Here is a 21,805-nt window from a genome sequence, read left to right as displayed (position 1 = left end):
TGGCCTGCCCGAAGGGCAACCACACTTCGCCGGGGTTGTCCTGAAAAAGTTTTGTGAGGAACGAGCAAAAGTTTTTTGGACAACCCCGGCGAAGTGTGGTTGGCTCCGCCAGGTCATGCGGTGGGGGAACCGACGCCCTTCACCCCCCCACTGGCGGCCTCCCCAGCCCGCTTTTGATCTTGAGAGCGCGCCAGCGCGTTCGCTTTCGAAGAGCTTGAAGGGCTTGAAGGGCTTGAAGAGCTTGAAGAGCTTGAAGAGCTTTAAGGGCTTTAAGGCTGAAAAGCGCCTCGCCGGCGGGCAGGCCGCCAAGGATGACTCAACTGCAACTGCGGGGGCTTCTTGCTTTTGTCATCCCCGCATGGCCTGGCAAAGCCAACCACAGATTCCCCTGGGTGCCGCTAAAACTTTTTGCTCGTTCCTCGCAAAAACTTTCGGCTGCACCCAGGGGAATCTGTGGTAGCCCTTCGGGCAGGCCATACGGGGATGACAAAAGCAAGAAGCCCAAGTTGAGTTGTGTCCGCTCCGGCGGACTGCCACTCGGGAAGGCGGCTCGACTGCCACTCGGGAAGGCGAGCGGACTGCCCACTCGCTGGCTCCGCCGGAGAACCCGCGTTGCGCGCGTGTGGGGCAAGGGGTGGGGACTAGGCTTCTCGAGCATGTCGACCCGTGTTGGACCCCTTGACGTGGACGCCCTCCGCGCCCGGCTGGACAAGGCCGCTACCGCGGCGTCCCTCGCCGGTGTGGACGCCCTGCTGATCACTCCCGGTTCGGACCTGCGCTACCTGATCGGTGCTGGTGGGTCCTCTTTCGAGCGGCTGACGTGCCTGGTGTTGCCGGTGGGCGGTACGCCGGTGTTGGTGGTGCCGAAGTTGGAGCACCCCGGGTACGCGGGCATCCCGACCGATCGGCTCGGGGTGGACGTGGTGACGTGGGTGGACGGTGAGGACCCGTACGCGCTGGTCCGGGCCGCGTTGAAGGGCAACCGGGTGGCCGTGTCGGACATGATGCCGGCGCTGCACACGCTGGGGTTGCGCGACGCGCTTGGTGGTGAGCAGGTGTTGGCTGGGCCGGTGCTGCGGGAGCTTCGGATGCGCAAGGACGCCTCCGAGGTCGCGGCGTTGCGCACGGCGGGTGCGGCGATCGACCGGGTGCATGCGCGCATGGGCGAGTGGTTGCGGCCGGGGCGGACCGAGGCTGAGGTGGGTGCGGACATCGCGGCGGCGATCGTGGACGAAGGGCACGTGCAGGCCGACTTCGTCATCGTCGGGTCCGGTCCGAACGGGGCCTCGCCGCACCACAGCCTGTCCGACCGGGTGATCGAGGCCGGGGACGTGGTGGTGGTGGACATCGGCGGCTTGATCGCCGAGGGGTACTGCTCCGACTCGACCCGCAACTACGTGCTGGGCGAGCCGCGTGACGCCGACGTGTGGGAGACCTACGCCGTGCTGCAGGCCGCGCAGAAGGCGGCCGTCGAGGCGGTTCGGCCGGGTGTGACGTGTGCGCAGGTGGACGCGGCGGCGCGGGAGATCATCGCCGACGCCGGGTTCGGCGAGTTCTTCGTGCACCGCACCGGCCACGGCATCGGGCTGGACGTCCACGAGGAGCCCTACATCGTCGGCGGCAACGACCTGCCGCTGGAGCCGGGCATGGCCTTCAGCGTCGAGCCGGGCATCTACCTGCCGGGCCGGTGGGGGTCGCGGATCGAGGACATCGTCGTGGTCACCGAGGACGGCGTGGAGAGCGTGAACAACCGACCGCATGAACTGGTGGTGCTGCCGGCGTGACCAACCTGGAGCCGATAGACCGGGCGATCCTGCGTGAGCTGGCGGCCGACGGCCGGTGCAGCTTCACCGACCTGGCCGAACGCGTGGGCCTGAGCGTGTCCGCCGTGCACCAGCGGGTGCGCCGGCTGGAGCAGCGGGGGGTGGTGCGCGGCTACGCGGCCCGCCTGGACGGCGACGAGATCGGCCTGCCGCTGACGGCGTTCATCTCGCTCACCCCGATCGACCCGGCGGCTCCGGACGACTACCCGAAGCGGCTGGAGCACCTGCCGCAGATCGAGGCGTGCTACTCGGTCGCGGGGGACGCCTCGTACGTCCTGCGCGTCCGGGTGGCCTCGCCGACGGCGCTGGAGGAGTTGCTGCGCCAGATCCGGGAGGTGGCCCACGTGTCCACCCGGACCACCGTGGTGCTGTCCACCCCGTACGAGGACCGCCCGCCCGCCGTGTAGTCAGCGGGCGGCGGTCAGGCGGGACAGGGTCTGGCCGAGCCGTTGCAGGACGTCGCGGTTGCGGCGGTCCGGGGCCATCGGGAGCAGGCGCTTGACCTCGTCGTCCGTCGCCGACCGCGCGGAGGCGAGGAAGGCGCGGACGGCGTCCTTCGGGACCTGCTCGGACATCTCGGCCACGACCTCGTAGCCCTGCTCGCGGCGGATGTAGAGGTGGTCGCCCGCCCACGTCCGGTAGACCAGGTCGCCCTCGCGGACGTCGCCGGGCTGGTCGCGGGACACCGGGCGGGTGATCAGCGCCGGCGCGTAGGACAGCGGCTTGGCCGCGCCCTTGGGGCGGTACTCGAGCACCGCGTGGTCGTCCTTGCGGGTCAGGGTGGGGAAGCCGTAGTCGGGCGGGGTGGCCAGGAGCAGGACACCGCCCGGCAGGTTCGCGTGGGCGATGCGGGACGCGGCGTCGTCCGGGGGCAGGGTGGTGGGCAGCCAGATGCCCAGGGCGACGGTGGCGACCGTGATGGCCACTGCGACTACCTGCACGACCCAGTGCCGCACCAGCACGGCGGTGAGCAGCGCGAACGGCAGGCCGATGCCGACGAACCCGACGACCTTGCCCGGCCCGCCCGGTCCACTGGCCTCCAGGACCTCCAGGTAGAACACCGCGCCCAACGTCCCGACCAGGGTCACCAGCAGCGCCCAGCCGATGCGCGGCAGCCAGCGGACCGTCAGCAGGCCCGCGGTGCGGGTCAGGGTGGCGACCAGGAAGAAGATCAGCAGCGGCCCCACCAGGGACACGGCCACCAGGCCGGGGCTCTTGAGGTAGAAGCCGAGCAGGGTGAGCCAGCCGGTGCCCGCGAACGCGACCAGGGCCGCCAGCCACACGCCGCCGATCTGTCCGACGAGCGCCGGCCACCGGCGCGGTAATCGGGTGCTGTTGATCACGGGCACACCCTCCCGCGTCCCGGGCGGGGTGGACATCCGGGGTTCTACTCATCCAGGGCGTCCCACGGCACGGCCGCGAGCGCCCCTCGAACGCGGTCGATCGCGGTCTCGTCCACCGGGTAGGCGAGGTCGTCGATCCCGGACACGGCGGTCACGCCGATGGAGTTGCTCAGGAACGCGCCCCGGTAGAGCGGCAGGTCCGCCCGCCGCACCACGGCCCGCCGGGACGGCAGTTCCCGCTCCAGCAGCTGCATGGCGATGCCGTGCAGCCAGTCCGCCTCCGGCCACACGATGCCGCCGTCGTGGTCGAAGAACGCGATGTTCGCGATGGCGCCCTCGATCACCACACCGTCCGGCGTGGTCAGCAGGGCGTCGTCGTAGCCGGCGGCCTTCGCGCGGTTGCCGTGTAGGAGTTGGCCGAACCCGCCGATGTGCTTCACGTGCGGCAGGTGCCGCTGGTAGTCCACCGAGATCAGGCGCTGCGGGCGGTCCGAGGGGCCGGCCGGCGGGCGGACGACGACCATCAGCTTCGGCGCTTCCGGGCCGAACGCGATGACCCGCACGGCCGCATCGCGCACCTCGCCCAACGCGCGGGCGATCAGGGCGCGGACGCGGTCACCGGGCAGGCCCTCCCCGTACAGCTCGCGGTGCTGGGCGTCCAGCCGCCGCAGGTGCAGGTCCAGGCCCTGCACCCGGCGGTCGCGGACCTGCATCGCGGTGAAGTGGCCGTAGTTGGCGAGCAGGCCCACGGCCAGCTGGTCGGTGGTCGGCTCCCCGCCGTCGATCTCGATCCTCAGCACGGGGAGACCGTAACCGCCGGTCGGTCAGAGGGTCGCGGGCAGGCCGAACCGCTCGAACACCGCCGGGCCGAACGTGAGCACCTGGGTGACCAGGCCGTCCTCGACCCGCAGCACGTCCAGCGCGACCGGCTCGAACACCTCGGAGCCGGGCCGCTTCACGTAGTTCGCCACCGCCGGCTGCCGGTTCGCCCACGTCTCCACGGCACGCCACTCGCCGAACGCCTCCGGGCCGACCATGATCGGCGTCCACATCCCGATGAGCTCGTCCCGACCGCGGTGCCACTCCGGCTGCGGCGGCATGGTCCACACGGCGTCCTCGCGCAGCACCGCCGCCAGGGCCGCCATGTCGCCGTTCTCGGTGGCCTCCACGAACCGCCGCACCACCGCCTTCTCCTGCGCAGACGGGTCCGCGGACCACTCCGCGCGCCGCTCCGGCAGGTGCTTGCGCAGCGTCACGCGGGCGCGTTGCAGGGCGCTGTTCACCGCCGGGACGGTGTCCTCCAGCAGCGCGGCCGTCTCGGCCGCCGGCCACCCCAGGACGTCCCGCAGCACCAGCACGGCCCGCTGCTTGGCGGGCAGGTGCTGGAGAGCCGCCAGGAACGCCAGCTCGATCGTCTCCTTCGCGACCGCCTCGGCGTCCGGGCCGGCCGCCTGGTCCAGCAGGACGTCCGGGTAGGGCTGCAGCCACGGCACGTCCAGCACCGGCTCGCCCGCGGTGGGTGTGAGCGCGGGACGGCGGTGGATCGCGTCCAGGCACGCGTTGGTCGCGATCCGGTACAGCCACGCCCGCAGCGTCGAGCGCCCCTCGAAGGTGTCGCGGCTGCGCCACGCCCTGAGCAACGTCTCCTGCACCAGGTCCTCGGCCTCGTCGAACGAGCCGAGCAGGCGGTAGCAGTGCACCCGCAGCTCGTGCCGGTACCGCTCGGTCTCCCTGGTGAACTCGACCGTCATCGTCAGGACCTCGCTCATCGCAACCTCCGGGCTTGTACGGTGACGTGCCGGGCCGCACGCCGCACCACGTATGACCGGACCGCACGCGGAAACTCATCGGAGGAGCATGGGGACGGGTTTCCGGGCGGCGTTCGCCGTGCCCGAGTTCCGGGTGTTGTGGTGCGCCGCCGCACTGTCGACAGTCGGCGACCAGCTGGCCCGCGTGGCGCTGTCGGTGCTGGTGTTCCAACGCACCGGCTCAGCCGCGTGGACCGCGCTGACCTACGCGTTGACCATGCTGCCCGCGTTCGTGTCGGGCGTGCTGCTGAGCGGGCTGGCCGACCGGTTCCCGCGCCGGACCGTGATGGTCGCGGCCGACGTGCTGCGCGCGGCACTGCTGGCCCTGATGGCGGTGCCCGGCATGCCGTTGCCGCTGGTCGCCGCCCTGCTGGTGGTGGCACAACTGGCTGAGCCACCGTTCGCGGCCGCGCAGGGGGCGCTGCTGCCGACCGTGTTGGGCGACCGGTACGAGGCCGGGCAGTCGGTGCACCTGATCACCCACCAAGCCGGGCTGCTGCTCGGGTTCGCCGGCGGTGGTGTGGTCGTGGCGTGGCTGGGGACTTCGGGGGCGCTGCTGGCCGACGCCGTCACCTTCGCTGCTTCGGCCGTGCTGTTGCGATTCGGTTTGCTCGCTCGACCGGCGGCCGGGGCGGTGTCGCGCGTGGGTTTCCGGCTGCGGACGGGTGCGCTCTTGGTGTGGCGCGACCGGCGGTTGCGGCTGCTGGTGGCGCTGGGGTGGCTGGCGTTGTTCACCGTCGTGCCCGAGGGGCTGGCCGCGCCGTTCTCGGCCGAGGTCGGCGTGGGGGCGGAGGGCGTCGGGCTGCTGTTGGCGGCGGACCCGGCCGGCATGGTGCTGGGGACCGTGCTGCTGCGGTTCCTGCCGACCGCCCGGAGGGTGCGGCTGCTCGGGCTGTTGGCGGTGGCGACGGCGTTGCCCCTGGTGGGGTACTGGCTCGAACCGGGTCTTCTCGGGGCGGTCGCGTTGCTTGCTCTGAGTGGCGTGTTCAGCGCTTATCAGGTGACGGCCGGGGCCACTTTCGTGCGGCTGGTTCCCGACGCTCAGCGTGGCCAGGCTCTCGGCTTCGCGCGGAGTGGGTTGGTCGCGGCGCAGGGCGTCGGTGTGGCGGGTGGCGGTGTGCTGGCCACGGGTCTGGGGTCCGCTGGGACTGCGATCGCGGTGGCGGGTGCAGTGGGGGTGGTTGCGGCTTGCGCGGTCACGGCGTTGTGGTCGGGTGTGTCCGCGAGTGCCGTTCCGGATGACTAGGCCGTTCCTGCTGCTGTGGTTCGGGCAGTCGGTCTCGTTGGTGGGGTCGCAGGTCACCGCGCTTGCCCTGCCCCTGGTCGCCGCCCTCACCCTGGGTGCCGGCCCGTGGGAGATGGGGCTGCTCGCCGCTTGCGCCCGTGCGCCCTACTTGGTCCTCGGACTGCCCGCCGGGGTGTGGGTCGATCGTTTGCCTCGCCGTCCGCTGCTGGTCGCCTGCGCGCTCGGGCAGGCCGTTGCACTGGCCGTCGTCCCGCTCGCGGACGTCACTGGCGTCCTGTCCGTGCCGTTGCTGTGCGGGGTGGCGCTCGTGGCTGGGGCGTTTGCGGTGTTCGGGGACATCGGGACGCTTGCCCTGGTCCCGCTCGTCGTGCCGGCCGAGCGTTTGACGCGGGCGCAGGGGGCGTTCGAGACCAGCCAGTCCACCGCGCAGATCGCCGGACCGGCCCTCGCCGGCTGGCTGGTGGCGGTGGTCGGTGCGCCCGTCGCGCTGCTGGCCGACGCCCTCAGTTTTCTGGTCTCCGCGGCGACCTTGGCGGGCATCCGCGTGCGTGACCGGCTCGATCGGGTCGGGGGCGTGCTGGACGGGGTGCGGCTGGTGTTCGGGCAGGCGCTCTTGCGCCGGGTGACGCTGTGCACGGCCACGCACGTGTTCTGGGTGAACGCCTTCCTCGCCCTGCTCCCGCTGCACCTGGCCCGGGAAGGCCTGTCACCAGGGCGGATCGGTGTCACGCTCGCCATCGGGGCGGCGGGAGGGCTGGTCGGTGCGCTGATCGCCCCACGGCTGGGTGAACGGGTGATGCCGGTGGCGGTCGCCGTCGCCGGGGTGGGCGCCGCGGGGGTGGTGTGGCACCCGCTGGTCATCGCCGTGATGTGGTTCGGCGTGCAGGTCTACCACGTGTTGCAGGTCCCGGTTCGCTACCGGCTCACCCCGCCCGAGCTGCACGGTCGGGTGAACGCGGCGATCCGCACCACCGTCTGGGGTTCGGCACCCCTGGGCGCGCTGCTCGGCGGCGTGCTCGCGGAGACCGCGGGACTCGCGCCCGCGCTCGTCGTCAGCGGCGCGGGAGCCGGGCTGGCGTGCCTCTGGCTGGTTCGGGGGTGAGCGGGGCCGCGGCCGGCGCGCGGCACCCGCACCCGTCGCCCGCACATCACCAGATCTTGTCGCGCATGGCGGCGCACCTCCCCTCGGGGCTCGGTGGTCGGCGGCAAGGGGGGTCACCAGATCTTGTCGCGCACCGCAATCACCTCCTGTGGGTCGTGTCACCCCGCTAGCGGCTGACATCCGCCCAGGTCACAATTACTGTGACGGTCCGTTCGGACGCGTTCACAGTCCGAGTTAGACGGTCTAGAAGGAACCATGGGCACAGTGCGGTCAGCGTCGTCGGGCGATCGACGCTGGTCACTATGGTCCCTGCCACGGCAGGCCCTGGTGTACGTGCTGTCGGTGGATCTGCTGGCGCTGATCGCCATCGCGGCGACCACGGCGTGGCCGGTCCCGGCGGGCGCGTGGCCGGTGTTCGGCGTGCTGGCCGGGTGTGCCGCGCTGCACCTGCACTGCTCGCGCTGGATCGAGCGCATCCGGCGCGACCACAGCCACCTGCCGCACGTCGACCTGTGCAGCATCTGGATGCTGGCCGGCGCCCTGGTGCTGCCGCCCTCGCTCGCGGTCGCGCTGGTCGTGCTCGTGTACGCGCACCGCTGGTGGGTGGTGGGGCGCTGGGACGCGTCCCGGCCACCGCACCGGAACGTGTTCACCACCTCCATGATGGTCCTCGCCACGTCGGCGGCGGGCGCGGTGGCGGGCGTGACGGGCCTGCGCGAGCACCTGGCGTCGGGGCGTCCCTCGGGCTGGCTGGACTTCGTCGGGCTGGTGGGGGCGGGCGCGGCGCAGTGGCTGGTCAACACGGCTCTGGTCGCGATCGTGATCCTGCTGACCGTGCGGCCCCGGTCGGTGCGCGACGCCGTGGGCAGCGCCTCGGACAACCTGCTGGAGGCCGGTCAGCTCGCGATGGGCGTGTTCGTGGCGCTGGCGGTGGCGTGGTGGCCGGGGTTCGCGCTGCCGATGGTCGTGGCCGCCGTCGCCCTGCACCGGACGGTGCTGATCCACCAGCTCGAGCTCGCCGCGCGGACCGACGCCAAGACCGGGCTGCTCAACGCCGAGGCGTGGCACCTGCAAGCGTCGCTGGAACTGGACCGGACCCGCCGGCAGCCGCCGGGCGCGACCGTGGGCCTGTTCATGATCGACGTGGACCACTTCAAGGACATCAACGACACCCACGGTCACCAGATCGGTGACGCCGTGCTGCGCCGCATCGCCGTGGCCCTGTCGGGCGCGGTGCGCCGGGGCGACGCGGTGGGCCGGTTCGGCGGCGAGGAGTTCGCCGTCCTGCTGCCCGGGGTCGAGCCGGGCGAGGCGGAGGCGATCGCCGAACGCATCCGGCGGCAGGTGCACCAGGTCGTGGCCGACGACGCCGAGGGTGGCCGGGTCGACGGGCTGACGGTGAGCATCGGCATCGCCGTGTGGCCGTCGGTCGCGGAGGACACGGTCGAAGGCCTGCTGGCGGCGGCCGACGCGGCGCTGTACGAGGCCAAGCGGCAGGGCCGCGACCAGGTGCAGGTGGCCGGACGGCACCGCCGGGTCCGCTGGATGCCCGCCGCCCGCTCGGAACACCCCGGTGCCTGACCCGGCGATAGCGGACCAAACCGGACAGCCGGCGCTGTGATCCACGCGGCAGCGTGTGTAACAACCTCATTGACCTGCGGGATGTTGTACCGGTGGAGCGTCGCGGTGGCGTAGTTTCTGCGCGCCACCACTCGTCGGCGGTGGAGTCGTCGCAGCAAGGGTTGGGAGCCAGTGGACCTCGGTGCCCCGCACGGAATCCGGTTCCGCTTCGAGGCGGGGCTGTTGCGCGCCGTCCTGCTCGACGTGCACCGCAAGCCGCCGCTGCCGGTCAGCGAGCACCTCACCGCCGAGGCCGGCGCCCGCGACCTGCTGGTCGACGAGCACCGCGACGGCCACGTCCGCACGGTGCTCAAGCAGCGCTTCGACCTGCCCGCGCCCGCCGAGTGGCGGCTGACCGTGGCCGCCCCCGGCACCGAGACCGGTGACGGCGTCCGGTTCGCGCTCTCCGACCACGTGTCGCTGCACGTCAGCGGCTCCTCGCCGTGCACGACCCTGGACGACGGCGTGCGCGTGGCGCTGCCGGCGGGGGAGTCGGAACTGCACGTCACCGTGACCAGCGCGCCCGTCTACGGGGTCGCGGACACCGCCGTGGTGTGCCGGCCCGACCAGACGCAGGCGGCGGCCGTCGTGCTGTCCTGCCTGCCGGGTTTCGCGCCGCTGCTGGTGGTCGAAGACCCCGACCCGCGCCTGGACCAGCGACTCGCGCACCTGCTCCACCAGACCGGCGTGCGTCGAGCGGTCCTGCTGTGCGACTACGACGGCGACCTGCTCGACGGCCTGGACCTGGTCCGCCTGTCCCCGGACGACGACCTGACCCACACCGCGTGGCGGGCGCTGCGCGAAGGCGACCCCGACGTCCTGGACGCCCCGCCGGGCACCGAGGTCCAAGCGCTGCACACGGCCCTGCACACCGGTCGTCCGCTCCGGTTCGCCGCCTCCGCGCCGATGCCCGAGCCGGTCGGGTCCGACACCGACGAAGCCGTCCTGGTGGAGGACACCGGCACCGCCCACACCCTGGTCGCCGCGCAGTACGCGCACCACCGAAGAGCCGCGCTGGTCACCGCGCCCGTCCCCGACCTGACCGAGGTGCACCGGGTCGTCGCCGAGGAGCAGGACCGGGTCACCGCCGCCGCCCGCGCCATCGGCGACGCCGTCAAGGGCATCGGGTTCGTCGAAGCCCTGTGGCGCTACCTGTCCGCCGGCGACCACGACCCGTTCGCCGCGCTGGAAGCCGTCGTCACCGCGCAGGTCCCGGCGGAGGTGGTGCACGCGGTGGGTGACCGGCGGCTGACCGCGTTCACCACCGGCCTGCCCTACTCGTTCGTCCGCACCGACGACGCCAACTGGACCCGCAAACCCATCGGGCACGTCGCCGCCGACCCGACCCTGGTCGTCCTGACCGAGCTGTACGGCGAGGGCGCCGCCCGCGAACCCGGCGCGTTCAGCCTGCTCTTCGACACCACCGCACCCGAGCCCGACGGCCGGCGCGTAGGCCACTTCACCCACCCGCTGGTGCTCTCCGGTACCGACGCCTCCCCGGAGGCCCTCGCCACCCTCGCCCGCGACCTGCCCGTCGAACTGGTCTTCTTCAACACCCACGGCGACGACGACGGCATCGTGCTCGGCGACCAGCCCCTGTCCACCATCCCCGACCTCGGCCACCGCCCGATCGTGGTCAACAACTCCCGCCGCCCGTGGACCGAGGTCGGCCGCGAGTTCCTGCGCGCCGGCGCGCGCGGCTACATCGGCACGCTGTGGGCGATCCCGCCCGGCCTGGCGTCGAGCTTCGCGACGACCGTCGCGCACCGCCTGACCGCCGAGGAGGTGCCCGCCGCCCACGCCGTGGTCAACACCGGCACGCCCGGCGGCATCGAGCGGTCCTACCTGTACCTGGGCACGGTCAACGGCCGCCTGGACGAGTGGCGCGACCGGTCCACCACCGACGGCGAGGCCGCCCTGGCCGAAGCCGACCTCCTCGGCCGCCTCGCCCGCACCTGCCCCGCACCGCTGACCACCGTGCTGCACCGCGAGATCACCGCGCTGCGCCACACCGCCGAACAGCGCGGAGCCGCCGACACACCGTCCTATGTGGACGTCCTACTGGCCGAACTGGCACTGGGCGGCGACCCGGCCCTGGCCGACCGCGTCGACGCGGCGCTGCACGAACTGGACCTGCCCGAGGAGGAGGCCGCACCCCGCCGCGCACTGCGCCACGAGCTGACCGGCCGCGCCCACGAGGAACGCGGGGAATACGACGCCGCGCTCGCGGACTTCGAGAAGTGTGTGGAGCGGGGCGACGCGTGCCGGGACCGGGCGGACGTGTTGCTGCGCATGGCGCACCTGCTGGTGCGGCAGGACAGACCGGAGGACGCGCGGCGGGCCGCGCTGGAGGCGTGCGAGGTGTTCCGGACCCGGGGCGCCCGCGCGCGGCTGGTGGAGGCGATCGGCGTGCTGGGTGAGCTGAGCGGGGACGACCACGAGAGCGCGCTGCGCTACGCGGCCGAGGGCCACGAGGTGGCCGTGGAACTGCAGGACCGGCGCAAGCAGGCCGAGTTCAAGCTGGAGGAGTGCCTGCGCCACCACCACCTCGGAAACCTCGACGCGGCCATCGAGGCAGGCGTGGCGGCCGTCGAGCTGTTCCGAGCCGAACACGACGACGCCGCCGAACTGACGGTGGTCCGCGAACTCGGCGCTTGCCACCGCGACCTGGGCGAACTGGAGACCGCACAGCACTACGCCACCGTGGGCCTGGCCCTGGCCGAACGCCGAGGAGCCCCCGCCGACATCGCGGCGTGCCACGACGAACTCGGCCGCGTGCTCACATCGCGCGGCGACCACGCCAAGGCCTTGGACCACTACCGGCACGCCGTGGAACTGTCGGTGGCCAAGGGCCTGTGGACCCAGGGCGCCGAACTGCTGCCGGACTTGGCCGTGGGAGCCGTGCGGGCGAACGACCCGGGCGCGTTGTGGACCACCGCCCTGTGCGGCGGCCTGATCTGCGAGGTCGCGGAACGCTCGACGTGGGCCACCGTCGTGCCCCTGGTCGTGGATTCGATGAAGCGCGCCATCGAGGTAGGACCCCGAGAGCTGACCGAACGCGGCATGACCGACTTCGCCCACGCCGTAACCGCCGGCAACCGCGACGAGATGCCGTTCCAGGTCGGAGTGTTGGCAGACGTGGTGGTGGTGTTGTTGGCCTGGCTGATGGACCGGACGGATCGCGGCATCATCGCGTTCGCGCGGGAGCTGGACCGGACGACCGGCGGGGTATTGAACCTGGAGAACTACATCGCGGTGCCTTTCGCCCAACGCTCCCGACACGCAGCCCACGGCTGGACCCACACCGCTTAGACACCCAGAGCCCCGAAGCGCGGCTTCTAGTTTTTCCGCGCGCGCAGCGCGCTGTCTGCGTGGTGACCACCACAGGTGGAGGGCCTCGGTTCCCCCGCCGTATGGCCTGCCCGAAGGGCTACCACAGATTTCCCGGGGTGCAGCCGAAAGTTTTTGCGAGGAACGAGCAAAAAGTTTTAGCGGCACCCCGGGAAATCTGTGGTTGGCTCCGCCAGGCCATACGGCGGGGGAACCGACGCCCTTCACCCCCCGCTGGCGGCCTGCCGCGCGGCGAGCGCCGCTTTTCATCTTTCGAGCGCGCCAGCGCTCCCAAGAGCGCGAAGCGCGTTCGGCTTGAGAGCGAAGCGTTTCTGTTTAAAGCGCTTAAAAGCGAAAAGCGCCTCGCCAGCGGGCAGGCCACCAAAGATGACTCAACTGCAACGGCGGGGGCTTCTTGCTTTTGTCATCTCCGTATGGCCTGGCGGAGCCTACCACATTTTCCAGGGGTTGCCGCTAAAACTTTTGCTCGTTCCTCGCAAAACTTTCGGCTGCAACCCCTGGAAAATGTGGTAGCCCTTCGGGCAGGCCATACGGAGATGACAAAAGCAAGAAGCCCAAGTTGAGTTGTGTCCCCTCCGGTGGACTGCCGCTTGTCGCGTGCATCAGGCAGTCCGGCTCCGGTAACCCGCGCCTGTCAGTGGGTACTGCTCCCGATACGCCGTCAGGTGTCCCCACGGCGTTGTCACGGACTCCGCCGCCAGCAGGCCGTGCACCAGAGCTCGGGCGAACACGTGTCGTGCGGCCTCCAGCACGGTCTGGAGGTCGCCGTCGTGGGTGCCGGTGGATGCGGCGAAGACGGTGTCGCCGTCGGGCATCCCGTGTGCCGGGTCCACGGCCAGGGCCAGGCCGTCCTGGCCGGCGGTGGCCAGTGCGTAGGCGGGTACTCGGGCGTTGGTGGCGACTACTCCGATCACGGTGTTGAACGGCCGCACGACCTCGGGCAGCGGGCGGCTCAAGTCGTCGCCGGCGGGGGGTGGGAACTCGTCCGGCAGGCCCAGGTTGTGCGCCAAGGGCAGGCCGGTGGTGGCATCGATGCTGGTGCCGGCGGCGTTGAGGGCGGCTATCGCGCCGACTATCACGCCACCGCCGAGGTCAACGCTGGCGGTGCCCAGGCCGCCTTTCAGGGACACGTTCATCGCGCCGGTTCCCGCGCCTACGTTGCCCTGCGGTACCTCGACGGCTGCCGCGCGCACGGCTGAAGCGCCCATCTCCGGCGTCGGGTAAGTGTCGAACACCCCGCCGCGCCCCAAGTCGTACAGCGCCGCCGTGGGTACGAACGAGCCGACCTCGGCTGCCGCGCCGTCCGCTGCGGCCAAGCCGTACGCGCTGCCGCCGGTCAGCAGGACGCACCGCACGGTCCGTCCGCCGTGCCTCGGGTCGAGGGCCGCTGTGTCGCGGGTCGCGGGTGCGCCGCCTCGGACGTCCACTGTGCACACCGTCCCGGGTGGGAACAGCACCGCCGTCGAACCGGTCAGCGCGCCGTCGCCGGTCCGGGTGGAGTGGCCGACCAGCACGCCGGGTACGTCGGTGATCGCGTTGCGCACGACCGCGATGCTACTGATCGAGGAGGCGGCCACCGATCTCGCGGACCACCTCCACCAGCAGGTCCACGTCCGCCTCGGTCGTCCGCCAGTTCACGATCGCGGGCCGCAGTGCGACCACGCCCCGGTACACCGTGGTGCCCGCGTACACCCGCCCGTCCTCGACCAGTTCCGCGCCCAGCCGCCGGTTCAACTCGTCCAACCGGTCCTCGGGTACGCCGGGCGGCCGGTAGCGGAAGCAGACGACGAACAGGGTGACCGGGGCCATCAGCTCGAGGTCGTCGGACTCCTCGACGGTCCGGCCCAGGTGCACCGCTAGGTCCCGGTGCCGCTCGACCATCGCCCGGTGCCCCGACCGCCCGTACGCGCGCAGGGTCGCCCAGATCGGCAATGCGCGCGCACGCCGGGACGACTCCGGGCCCAGCATGTTGTAGTTGACCAGCTCGTCGTCCGGGGCCGGCAGGTACGGTGCGTTCCACCCGCCGAACGCCCGCCCCAGCACCGACGGGTCCTTCACGAACACGAACCCGCTCTCGTACGGCACGTTGAGCCACTTGTGCCCGTCCGCCGCCACCGAGTCGGCCCGCTCGACACCCCGCACCAGGTGCGCGGTCTCCGGCGACAGCGCGGCGAACAGGCCGAACGCCCCGTCCACGTGCAGCCACGCGCCGTGCTCCTCCGCCAGGTCGGCCATGTCCGACAGGGGGTCGAAGTCGCACGCGTTGACCTCGCCCGCGTTGGCGATCACCACCGCCGGACCCGCCGCGGCCAGCTCGCGGTCCAGCGCGTCCAGGTCGATCCGACCGGCGTCGTCGCGGGTCAGGGTGCGCACGCTGTCGCGCCCCAAACCCAGCAGCTGCAACGCCTTCCGGTCGCTGGCGTGCACGTACCCGCTGGAGAACACCGGCATCCGGGGCAGCCCGGCGAGCCCGTCCGCCGTGACGTCCGTCCCGTGCCGCGCCGCCCACCAGTGCCGGGCGCACGCCAGACCGGTGAGGTTCGCGAAGGTCGCGCTGGGCGTGAGCACCCCGCCGAAGGACTCCGGCAGCCCGACCAGCTCGCGCAGCCACCGCAGCACGACCGTCTCCGCCCGCGCGGCCAGCGGCGAGGTCAGCCACAGCCCCGAGGCCTGGTCCAGCAGCGACGTGACCCAGTCGCCGGCCTGCGCGGCGGGCGTGGACCCGCCGACGACGAAGTGGAAGAACCGCGGCCCGGACGAGTGCGTGGCCGCGCGCGTCCCGATCCGCAGCAGCTCCGCGACCGCCGCCGGCGCGCCTTCGCCGTCCTCGGGCAGCGGACCGTCCAAGTCCTTCAGCAGGTGCGCCTGCGCGGCGTCGCGCACCGGCAGGTCCGGTAGCGCGGCCAGGTAAGGCCCGGCCGCCTCCGCCACCAGGCCCAGCGCCTCGGCGGCGTCCTGTCGTCCCATCAGCGGATCGGCCACCATGGCAGAGTAGACGCCGATGAGCACACGTGGGCGTTTTCGGGGCCGGGCGGTCGAGTCCGGTGTGGACGCCTTCCTGGGCATCCGGTACGCCGAACCGCCCTTCGGCCCACGCCGGTTCGCCGCGCCGGTCCGCGCCGACCACACCGGCGACTGCCTGGACTTCGGCCCGATCGCGCCGCAGTCCGCCGCACTGCCCGGCGCGCCGGTGTGGCGGCCCGGGGACGAGGACGTGCTGACCCTCAACGTGTGGGCGCCCGCGCGCGGCGACGGGTGGCCCGTCCTGCTCTACCTGCACGGCGGTGCCTACACCTTCGGCTCCTCCGCCCAGCCCGACTACGACGGCGCCGCCCTGGCCCGCGCTGGCCTCGTCGTCGTGACCTGCAACTACCGGCTGGGTTTCGAGGGCTTCGGTCGGGTGGAGGGTTTTCCGGCCAACCGGGGGTTGCTCGACCAGCGGGCCGCGCTGGACTGGGTGCGGGACGAGATCGCGGTGTTCGGGGGCGATCCGGACAACATCACCGTCGGCGGCCAGTCCGCGGGCGCGGGCTCGGCGTTGTTCCTGGCCGACGCGCCGGGCGTGCGCCGCGTGATCGCCCACAGCGTGCCGAACGCTTGCTACACCGAGGACTTCGCCCGCCGCGTGGCCGAGTGGATCGACCCGAGGACCCCGGAGTCCGCGGTGGCCTCCGCGGACGCGCTGATCGCCGCGCAGAAGGCGGGCCCGCTGGGCTACGACCCCGTCCTGTTCGGACCCGTCGCCGACCGCCTGCCCGCCCTGCCGCCGCACGTGGACGCCCTGCTGTGCCACACCACGTCGGAGTACCGCCTGTTCGAGGCGGTCGGCACGCTGACCCCGGTGCGCACCGACGCCGAGTACGCGCGGTTCGGCCGGGACCACGGCCTGCCGCAAGACCTCCTCGACGGCTACCGAGCCCTGTTCCCGACCGTCGCCGACGCGTTCGTGGAACTCATGGGGGACATGGTGTTCGCCGAACCCACCACCCGCATCGCCGAGGCCCACGGTCGCGCGCACCTGGCCCGGTTCGGCTGCCCGCCGGCCTGGCACACCGCCGACGTCCCGTTCTGCTTCGGCAACCTGGCCGGCGCGGACTTCCTCATCGGCGGCCCCGCCGGTCCCGCCGAGCACGCCCTGTCGGACCGGATGCTCCGGGCGTGGGTGGACTTCTGCCGCACCGGTGACCCCGGTTGGACCGGGGTGCGGCACTGGGGTGAGCAGGTCGACCTGTCCGCCCGCCGCGCGCTGTGGCGGGAGGTCGACCTGGACACCCCGCGCGACCACCCGGTCGGCGCGCCCCCGGTCAGCGCGCCCCCGGTCGGCGTGGCTCCTGGCGGCGCCGCCCCGGTCAGCGGAACCGGCGTTCGCCCGCCTCGACCGCGACCGTGAGCACGTTGCCCTCCGGCGGCTTCGGGCACGTCCCGTAGGGCGTGAGGTGCGAGGGCAGGTTCAGCGCCCGGTTGAAGTCCAGCCGCACCCGCCCGTCGGCCGGCGCGTCGGCGAACAGCGTCCGCCACGCCGAGGTCGTGTCGCCGTTGGTCGTGTCGTGGAACAGCGCCTGCACCCGGTCGCCGAGCTGCGTGAGGACCAGCCGCTGCGGCTGCCCGTCCACCTCGAAGGTGGCCACCCCGACCGCGGTGAGGTGGTGCTCCAGCCCGTCCCGCGCCGCGCCGACCACGACCGTCCGCGGCTCGGGGTAGGCCTCGAACCCGGCGTCCACCACCCACCGCGGGTCGAAGTCGAACGTCGGCACGCCCGCGAAGGTCGCCAGGTCGGGGTGGCGCGGGTCGCGCACCCGCAGCCCGTACCGGCCGGTGCGCAGCACGACCTCGACCTTCACCCCGTCCTCGCCGTCCACCAGCGTCGAGCCGGCCTCGGCCAGGGTGTACTCGGTGTCGCCGGTGCGGGCGGCGGTCCCGTCCGTGCTCCACTCGCCGGGCACGCCCGGGAACGACCGCGGGGTCGCGTCCAGCCAGTGCAGCGCGCTGATGCTCAGCCACCCGTGCGGGTCGCGCAGCCCGTTGTCGCGCTCGGCGCGGAACGCGGCCCACTCGGTCTCCAGGCTTCCGACCGTGGTCATCGGTGTCCTCCCTCGCGAAGTTCGTCCACCGGCGAATCAACCACGGTCGCGCTCGCCCCACCACCACGTCCACATGCTGATCGGGTCTGGACAGCCGGCCCGGTCACCGCCCGGTCAGGCGGGCGAAGGCCGAAGTGGTCCGCCTTAGCTGCCGGGCGTGGGCGTCCAGGCCTTCCCGGCGGGCCAGTGCGGCGGCGGCCAGCACGTTGTCGTACTCGGTGGTGAACCAGGCCAGCGCGTCGGACCGGGTGGCCAGCGCCGGCAGCAGCTCGGGCCGCAGGCACGGCCCGAGCGGCACCGGGTGCCGGCCGTCGATCAGCCGGTCGGCCCGGTCGGCGGCGTGCAGCTGGTGGTCGAGCAGGGCGGTCCGGCTCGTCCGCCGCTCGGCCGGGTCGATCGCCGAGGCCTGCTCGGCGGCGAAGACGTGGGTGAGCGCGTGGAAGGCGAACCGGCCCGAGGACGTGCGGCCCAGCAGGTGGCAGCGCACCAGCTCCCGGAGCGTCTCCCGCGCCCGGAACGTGTCGCCGCCGGTCATCGCCGCCGCGGCGGCCGCGTCGAACTCCGCGCCCGGGTGCAGCGCCAGCGTCCGGAAGTCCCGCCGCACGCCCGTCGGCAGGTTCTCGCAGGCCAGCGACAGCACGGCGGCCACGGCGGTCGGTCCGGGCCCGCCGCCCCGGCTCTCCAGCTCACCGACGACCACGTCCAGCGACTCGGCCGGGTCCGCCGCGCGGGCCGCCACGACGCTCAGCGCCAGCGGGTGGCCGCCGCACGCCGCGACCACGCGGGCCACGGCAGCGTGCTCGGACCGCACCCGGTGGGTGCTCAGGTGCTCGGCGAGCAGCCGCACCGACTCCGCCGGGCGCAGCGGCCCGACCGGGACGTGCGCGGCGCCGTGGTGCACGGTCAGCTCGTCCAGGCGGTGCCGCGAGGTCACCACCGTGAAGCACCCGTGTGACGACGGCAGCAGGGGTCGGACCTGGTCGCTGTCGCGCGCGTTGTCCAGCACGAGCAGCAGCCGCCGGTCCAGCACCTCGCGCAGCAGGGCCGACCGGTCGTCGGGGTGGGTCGGCACCGACGACAGCGGCACGTGCAGCGCGCCCAGGACCAGCCGGTGCGCCTCGGCCGGGTCGAGCGCCGGCCGCACCGGGTCGAAAGCGCGCAGGTCCACGTAGACCTGGCCGTCCGGGAACAGGCTGCGCGCACTCGCAGCCCACTGCACCGCCAATTCGGTTTTGCCGATTCCCGGTGGCCCGGCCAGAACGCACACCCGACCGGTGCCGCCGGCCGTCGCCAGTGCGGTCAGCAGGTCCAGTTCACGGTGGCGGCCGACGAACCGGTGAACCGGCGGCGGGAGGTTGTGCGGCACCGGGACCTGCGGTGATGTCGGCCCGACCGGGTCCGCGAGAATGGAGTTGTCCGCGGTCACGAGAGCTCCCTCCCGCCCCGAGCGCATATCGCCGCAAAAGTGCGGTGATCTCCCGGAATTCGTCCGCGCGAATACTCCGGTGCGCTCCTGTCCGGCCTCGAATCATATCGGTGCGCCGGTGCTGAGAAAGGGGATGAGCAGTCGAACGGGCGGCTGCCGAGCGGGCGGTGCGGCCCGCCCGGCAGGGGTGTGCGGAGGTGGTGCTACCGGGTCAGCGGTTGTCGTCGCGTTCGCGGCGGATGGTGACCTTGCGGCCCTTGATGGTGGCGCCGCGCAGGGCCGTGATCACCTGCTGCGCCGCGCTGTCGGGCACCTCCACCAGGGAGAACCGGTCGGCGATCTCGATCGCGCCGATCTCGCGGCCGTTGAGCCGGGCCTCGCCCGCGATCGCGCCCACGATGTCCTGCGGTCGGATGCCCGCACTGCGGCCGGCGCCCACGAACAGCCGGGTCATGCCGGCCGTGGGGCGGCGCGGCCGGCGTTCCCGGCGCTCGCCGCCCGCCGGAGCGCCCCGGCGGTCACGGTCGCGCGGCACGAACTCGGGGATCTCCTCCTCGTCGGCCGCCGCGCCCGTGGCCTCGTGCGCCAGCTTGACCGCCGCCAACGCGATCTCCACCACGTCGAACTCGTCGGCCAGCGTCTCCACCACGACCCGGAACCCCTCCAGGTCGTCCTCCAGCAGGCTCTCGTGCAGCGCCGCCCGGGTCAGCTCCAGCCGGCGGGCCCGCAGGTCGGCGACGGTGGGCACCTTCTCCATCTGGATGCGCTGCTTGGTGACCCGCTCGATGGTCTTGAGCATCCCGTGCTCGCGCGGCTCGGCCAGCGTGATCGCCACGCCCTCGCGGCCCGCCCGCCCGACCCGGCCGATGCGGTGCACGTAGGACTCCGGCGCGGAGGGCACGTTGTAGTTGACGACGTGCGTGAGCTGCTCCACGTCCAACCCGCGCGCGGCCACGTCGGTGGCCACCAGCAGGTCCGCGGTCCCGTTGCGCAGCCGCGCCATGACCCGGTCGCGCTGCTCCTGGCTGATGCCGCCGTGCAGCGACTCGGCCCGGTAGCCGCGGCCGTTGAGCGTCTCGGTGAGCTGGTCCACCTCGTCGCGGGTGCGGCAGAACACGATCGCCGCCGTGGGCGCCTCGACGTCCAGCACGCGGCCCAGCGCGGCCGGCTTGTGGGCGCGCGGCACGACGTAGGCGCTCTGCCGCACGCGCGGCGCCTCGCCGGGCTCGGTCTGCTCGCGGCCGATGGTGATGCGCACCGGGTCGGTCAGGTGCTGGCGGGCCAGCCGGTCGATGCGCGGCGGCATGGTCGCGGAGAACAGCACGGTCTGCCGGTCCTCGGGCGCTTCGGCCAGGATCGCGTCCAGGTCCTCGGCGAAGCCCATGTCGAGCATCTCGTCGGCCTCGTCGAGGACGACGATCTGGAGCTTGTCCAGCTTCAACGTGCCCCGGTTGAGGTGGTCCACCGCACGACCGGGCGTGGCCACGACGACGTCCACGCCCTGCTCCAGCACCCGCAGCTGCCGCCCGATCGGCTGGCCGCCGTAGATCGGCAGCACGCGTGCGCCCAGCTCGCGCCCGTACCGGTGCACGGCCTCGGACACCTGCACCGCCAGCTCCCGCGTCGGCACCAGGACCAGCGCGAACGGCTCGGTGTCGGTGCGCCCGCCGTCGCCCATGCGCTCCAGCACGGGCAGGGCGAACGCGGCGGTCTTGCCGGTGCCGGTGGCGGCTTGGCCGAGCAGGTCGCGGCCTTCGACCAAGGGGGTGATGGCCTCCCGCTGGATGGGGGTGGGTTCCTCGTAGCCGAGTCCGGAGAGCGCCCGCAGCAGCTCGGGGCGCAGCCCGAGGTCGGCGAAGCTGGTCCTGTCGTCGTCGGGCGCGTCGGCGGTCATGGGGTCAAGTTTCGCTGATCGCCCGCGAACCGCTCGGCGAGGGGGGTGTGGTGGCGGGCACCGGCGTGCTCGCGTGAATCGGTTAAGGTCTGCGCGGCTCGTCGGCTTCGGGAGGACTTCATGCTGCGGTGGGGCGTTCTGGGCGCGACGGCGTTCATCAGCACCCGAGTGGCGCCCGCCATCCACCGGGTCGTGGACAACCGGGTCGTGGCCGTCGCCGCCCGCCCGGGCCGGGTGGAGGCGTCCGGCCGATTCGCCGCGCAGTTCGACGCGCGGGTGCACGACGGCTTCGAGGCACTGCTGAACGACTCCGAAGTGGACGCCGTCTACATCGCCCTGCCGAACTCGGAGCACGTGCCGTGGACCTTGCGCGCTCTGGAGGCCGGCAAGCACGTGCTGTGCGAGAAGCCGTTGGCGCTGTCGGCCGCCGATGTCGAGCGCGTCGAGGCGGCGGCAGGTGGGCTGACCGCGATGGAGGCCTACTGGTACCGGTTCCACCCGCAGCAGCGGCGGGTGGTGGAGCTGCTGGCGTCGGGCGTGATCGGTGAGCTGTGCGTGGTGCGGGCGGCGTTCGCGGGTCTGATGGACCCCGTGGGCAACATCCGGTACCTGCCCGAACTGGGCGGCGGGGCGACTTGGGACGTCGGCTGCTACGCCTTCGACGTGCCCCTGTGGGCGTTCGGCCAGACCCCGGTCAGCGTGCAGGCCCGGTTCCACTCGAAGGACGGCGCGCCCGTGGACACCAGCGGCGCGGCCACCCTCGACTTCGGCGACGGCCGCGTGGCCCAGATCGACTACGGCTTCGACTACGGCCCTTGCGCGCGCTACGAGTTGCAGGGCACCCACGGATCGATCGCGGTCCGCAACGCCTGGACCGCGCCGGACGAGGAGTGCGTGATCACGATCATCACCAACGACGGACACCGCGAAGAACGGGTGCCGGCCGCCGACGCCTACGAGCACCAGGCGGCGGCGTTCGCTGAGGCCGTGCGCACGGGGACCCCGCCGCTGGTGACGTTGGCCGACTCGAAGCGGACCGCCCGGGTGGGCGAGGCGCTGGTGGAGTCGGCGCGGACCGGCGCGGTGCAGGTCGTCTGATCCGCGCCGGTCC

The 21,805-nt window shown here is 72.7% G+C and carries 16 protein-coding genes; 8 read left to right on the top strand and 8 right to left on the bottom strand.

Annotated elements, in window-relative coordinates; translation table 11 throughout:
* Positions 1-656: 656 nt before the first annotated feature.
* Together DFJ66_RS07150 and DFJ66_RS07145 are read left to right on the top strand one after the other, a co-directional pair.
* The gene (locus DFJ66_RS07150) at positions 657-1,784 is read left to right on the top strand and encodes a M24 family metallopeptidase (RefSeq protein ID WP_121219118.1); all 1,128 of its coding nucleotides are present in this window, start codon (positions 657-659) and stop codon (positions 1,782-1,784) included.
* Positions 1,781-2,230 carry an Lrp/AsnC family transcriptional regulator gene (locus DFJ66_RS07145; protein ID WP_211351018.1) on the top strand — a complete coding sequence of 150 codons (450 nt, stop codon included), beginning with the start codon at positions 1,781-1,783 and terminating at the stop codon, positions 2,228-2,230. Before DFJ66_RS07150 ends, DFJ66_RS07145 begins: the two co-directional genes overlap by 4 nt.
* Here DFJ66_RS07145 and DFJ66_RS07140 read toward each other — a convergent pair whose 3' ends face one another.
* From DFJ66_RS07140 to DFJ66_RS07130, 3 genes are read right to left on the bottom strand one after another with little or no spacing between them, the layout of a single operon-like run.
* Complete coding sequence (locus tag DFJ66_RS07140) at positions 2,231-3,166, bottom strand: hypothetical protein (RefSeq protein ID WP_147459186.1); 936 nt, start codon at positions 3,164-3,166, stop codon at positions 2,231-2,233. It abuts the gene before it with no gap.
* 44 nt (positions 3,167-3,210) lie between these two features.
* Complete coding sequence (locus DFJ66_RS07135; RefSeq protein WP_121219114.1) at positions 3,211-3,966, bottom strand: aminotransferase class IV; 756 nt, start codon at positions 3,964-3,966, stop codon at positions 3,211-3,213.
* A 24-nt stretch (positions 3,967-3,990) separates the two neighbouring features.
* Positions 3,991-4,935 carry an RNA polymerase subunit sigma-70 gene (locus DFJ66_RS07130; protein WP_246029619.1) on the bottom strand — a complete coding sequence of 315 codons (945 nt, stop codon included), beginning with the start codon at positions 4,933-4,935 and terminating at the stop codon, positions 3,991-3,993.
* Positions 4,936-5,023: 88 nt separating this feature from the next.
* Here DFJ66_RS07130 and DFJ66_RS07125 point away from each other — a divergent pair, with 88 nt between their 5' ends.
* The 4 genes from DFJ66_RS07125 (at position 5,024) to DFJ66_RS07110 (ending at position 12,254) form a co-directional block, all read left to right on the top strand.
* On the top strand, positions 5,024-6,220 hold the full coding sequence (locus DFJ66_RS07125) for an MFS transporter (RefSeq protein ID WP_121219112.1): 1,197 nt from the start codon (positions 5,024-5,026) through the stop codon (positions 6,218-6,220).
* The gene (locus DFJ66_RS07120) at positions 6,213-7,322 is read left to right on the top strand and encodes an MFS transporter (protein ID WP_147459185.1); all 1,110 of its coding nucleotides are present in this window, start codon (positions 6,213-6,215) and stop codon (positions 7,320-7,322) included. Before DFJ66_RS07125 ends, DFJ66_RS07120 begins: the two co-directional genes overlap by 8 nt.
* A 333-nt stretch (positions 7,323-7,655) precedes the next feature.
* On the top strand, positions 7,656-8,903 hold the full coding sequence (locus tag DFJ66_RS07115) for a GGDEF domain-containing protein (RefSeq protein ID WP_246029618.1): 1,248 nt from the start codon (positions 7,656-7,658) through the stop codon (positions 8,901-8,903).
* Positions 8,904-9,074: 171 nt separating this feature from the next.
* Positions 9,075-12,254: a tetratricopeptide repeat protein gene (locus DFJ66_RS07110; protein ID WP_121219109.1), complete on the top strand. Its 3,180-nt coding sequence runs from the start codon at positions 9,075-9,077 to the stop codon at positions 12,252-12,254.
* A gap of 641 nt (positions 12,255-12,895) precedes the next feature.
* Here DFJ66_RS07110 and DFJ66_RS07105 read toward each other — a convergent pair.
* Both DFJ66_RS07105 and DFJ66_RS07100 read right to left on the bottom strand, forming a co-directional pair.
* On the bottom strand, positions 12,896-13,837 hold the full coding sequence (locus tag DFJ66_RS07105) for a P1 family peptidase (protein ID WP_121230794.1): 942 nt from the start codon (positions 13,835-13,837) through the stop codon (positions 12,896-12,898).
* 10 nt (positions 13,838-13,847) lie between these two features.
* Positions 13,848-15,275: a pyridoxal phosphate-dependent decarboxylase family protein gene (locus DFJ66_RS07100; protein WP_121230791.1), complete on the bottom strand. Its 1,428-nt coding sequence runs from the start codon at positions 15,273-15,275 to the stop codon at positions 13,848-13,850.
* Between the two features lie 19 nt (positions 15,276-15,294).
* Between DFJ66_RS07100 and DFJ66_RS07095 the strand changes: the two genes are divergently transcribed.
* Positions 15,295-16,683, top strand: coding sequence for a carboxylesterase family protein (locus DFJ66_RS07095; RefSeq protein ID WP_121219108.1), 1,389 nt, complete (start codon positions 15,295-15,297; stop codon positions 16,681-16,683).
* Here DFJ66_RS07095 and DFJ66_RS07090 read toward each other — a convergent pair.
* The 3 genes from DFJ66_RS07090 to DFJ66_RS07080 form a co-directional block, all read right to left on the bottom strand.
* Positions 16,643-17,374 carry a DUF1684 domain-containing protein gene (locus DFJ66_RS07090; RefSeq protein ID WP_121219107.1) on the bottom strand — a complete coding sequence of 244 codons (732 nt, stop codon included), beginning with the start codon at positions 17,372-17,374 and terminating at the stop codon, positions 16,643-16,645. The two genes, DFJ66_RS07095 and DFJ66_RS07090, sit on opposite strands and share 41 nt — an antisense overlap.
* Before the next feature lie 103 nt (positions 17,375-17,477).
* The gene (locus DFJ66_RS07085; protein ID WP_170199178.1) at positions 17,478-18,800 is read right to left on the bottom strand and encodes a RecA family protein; all 1,323 of its coding nucleotides are present in this window, start codon (positions 18,798-18,800) and stop codon (positions 17,478-17,480) included.
* A gap of 211 nt (positions 18,801-19,011) precedes the next feature.
* A complete protein-coding gene (locus DFJ66_RS07080) occupies positions 19,012-20,694 on the bottom strand; it encodes a DEAD/DEAH box helicase (RefSeq protein WP_121219105.1) in 1,683 nt (560 codons plus the stop codon).
* A gap of 120 nt (positions 20,695-20,814) precedes the next feature.
* Here DFJ66_RS07080 and DFJ66_RS07075 point away from each other — a divergent pair, with 120 nt between their 5' ends.
* Positions 20,815-21,792 (top strand): Gfo/Idh/MocA family protein, encoded by a 978-nt coding sequence (locus DFJ66_RS07075; RefSeq protein WP_121219103.1) that lies wholly within the window; start codon positions 20,815-20,817, stop codon positions 21,790-21,792.
* Positions 21,793-21,805: the final 13 nt, after the last annotated feature.

The sequence above is a fragment of the Saccharothrix variisporea genome (assembly GCF_003634995.1).
GTDB classification, from domain to species: Bacteria; Actinomycetota; Actinomycetes; order Mycobacteriales; family Pseudonocardiaceae; genus Actinosynnema; species Actinosynnema variisporeum.
Note: the sequence above shows the minus strand (reverse complement) of the source record. Positions and strands in the feature narration are given on the sequence as shown.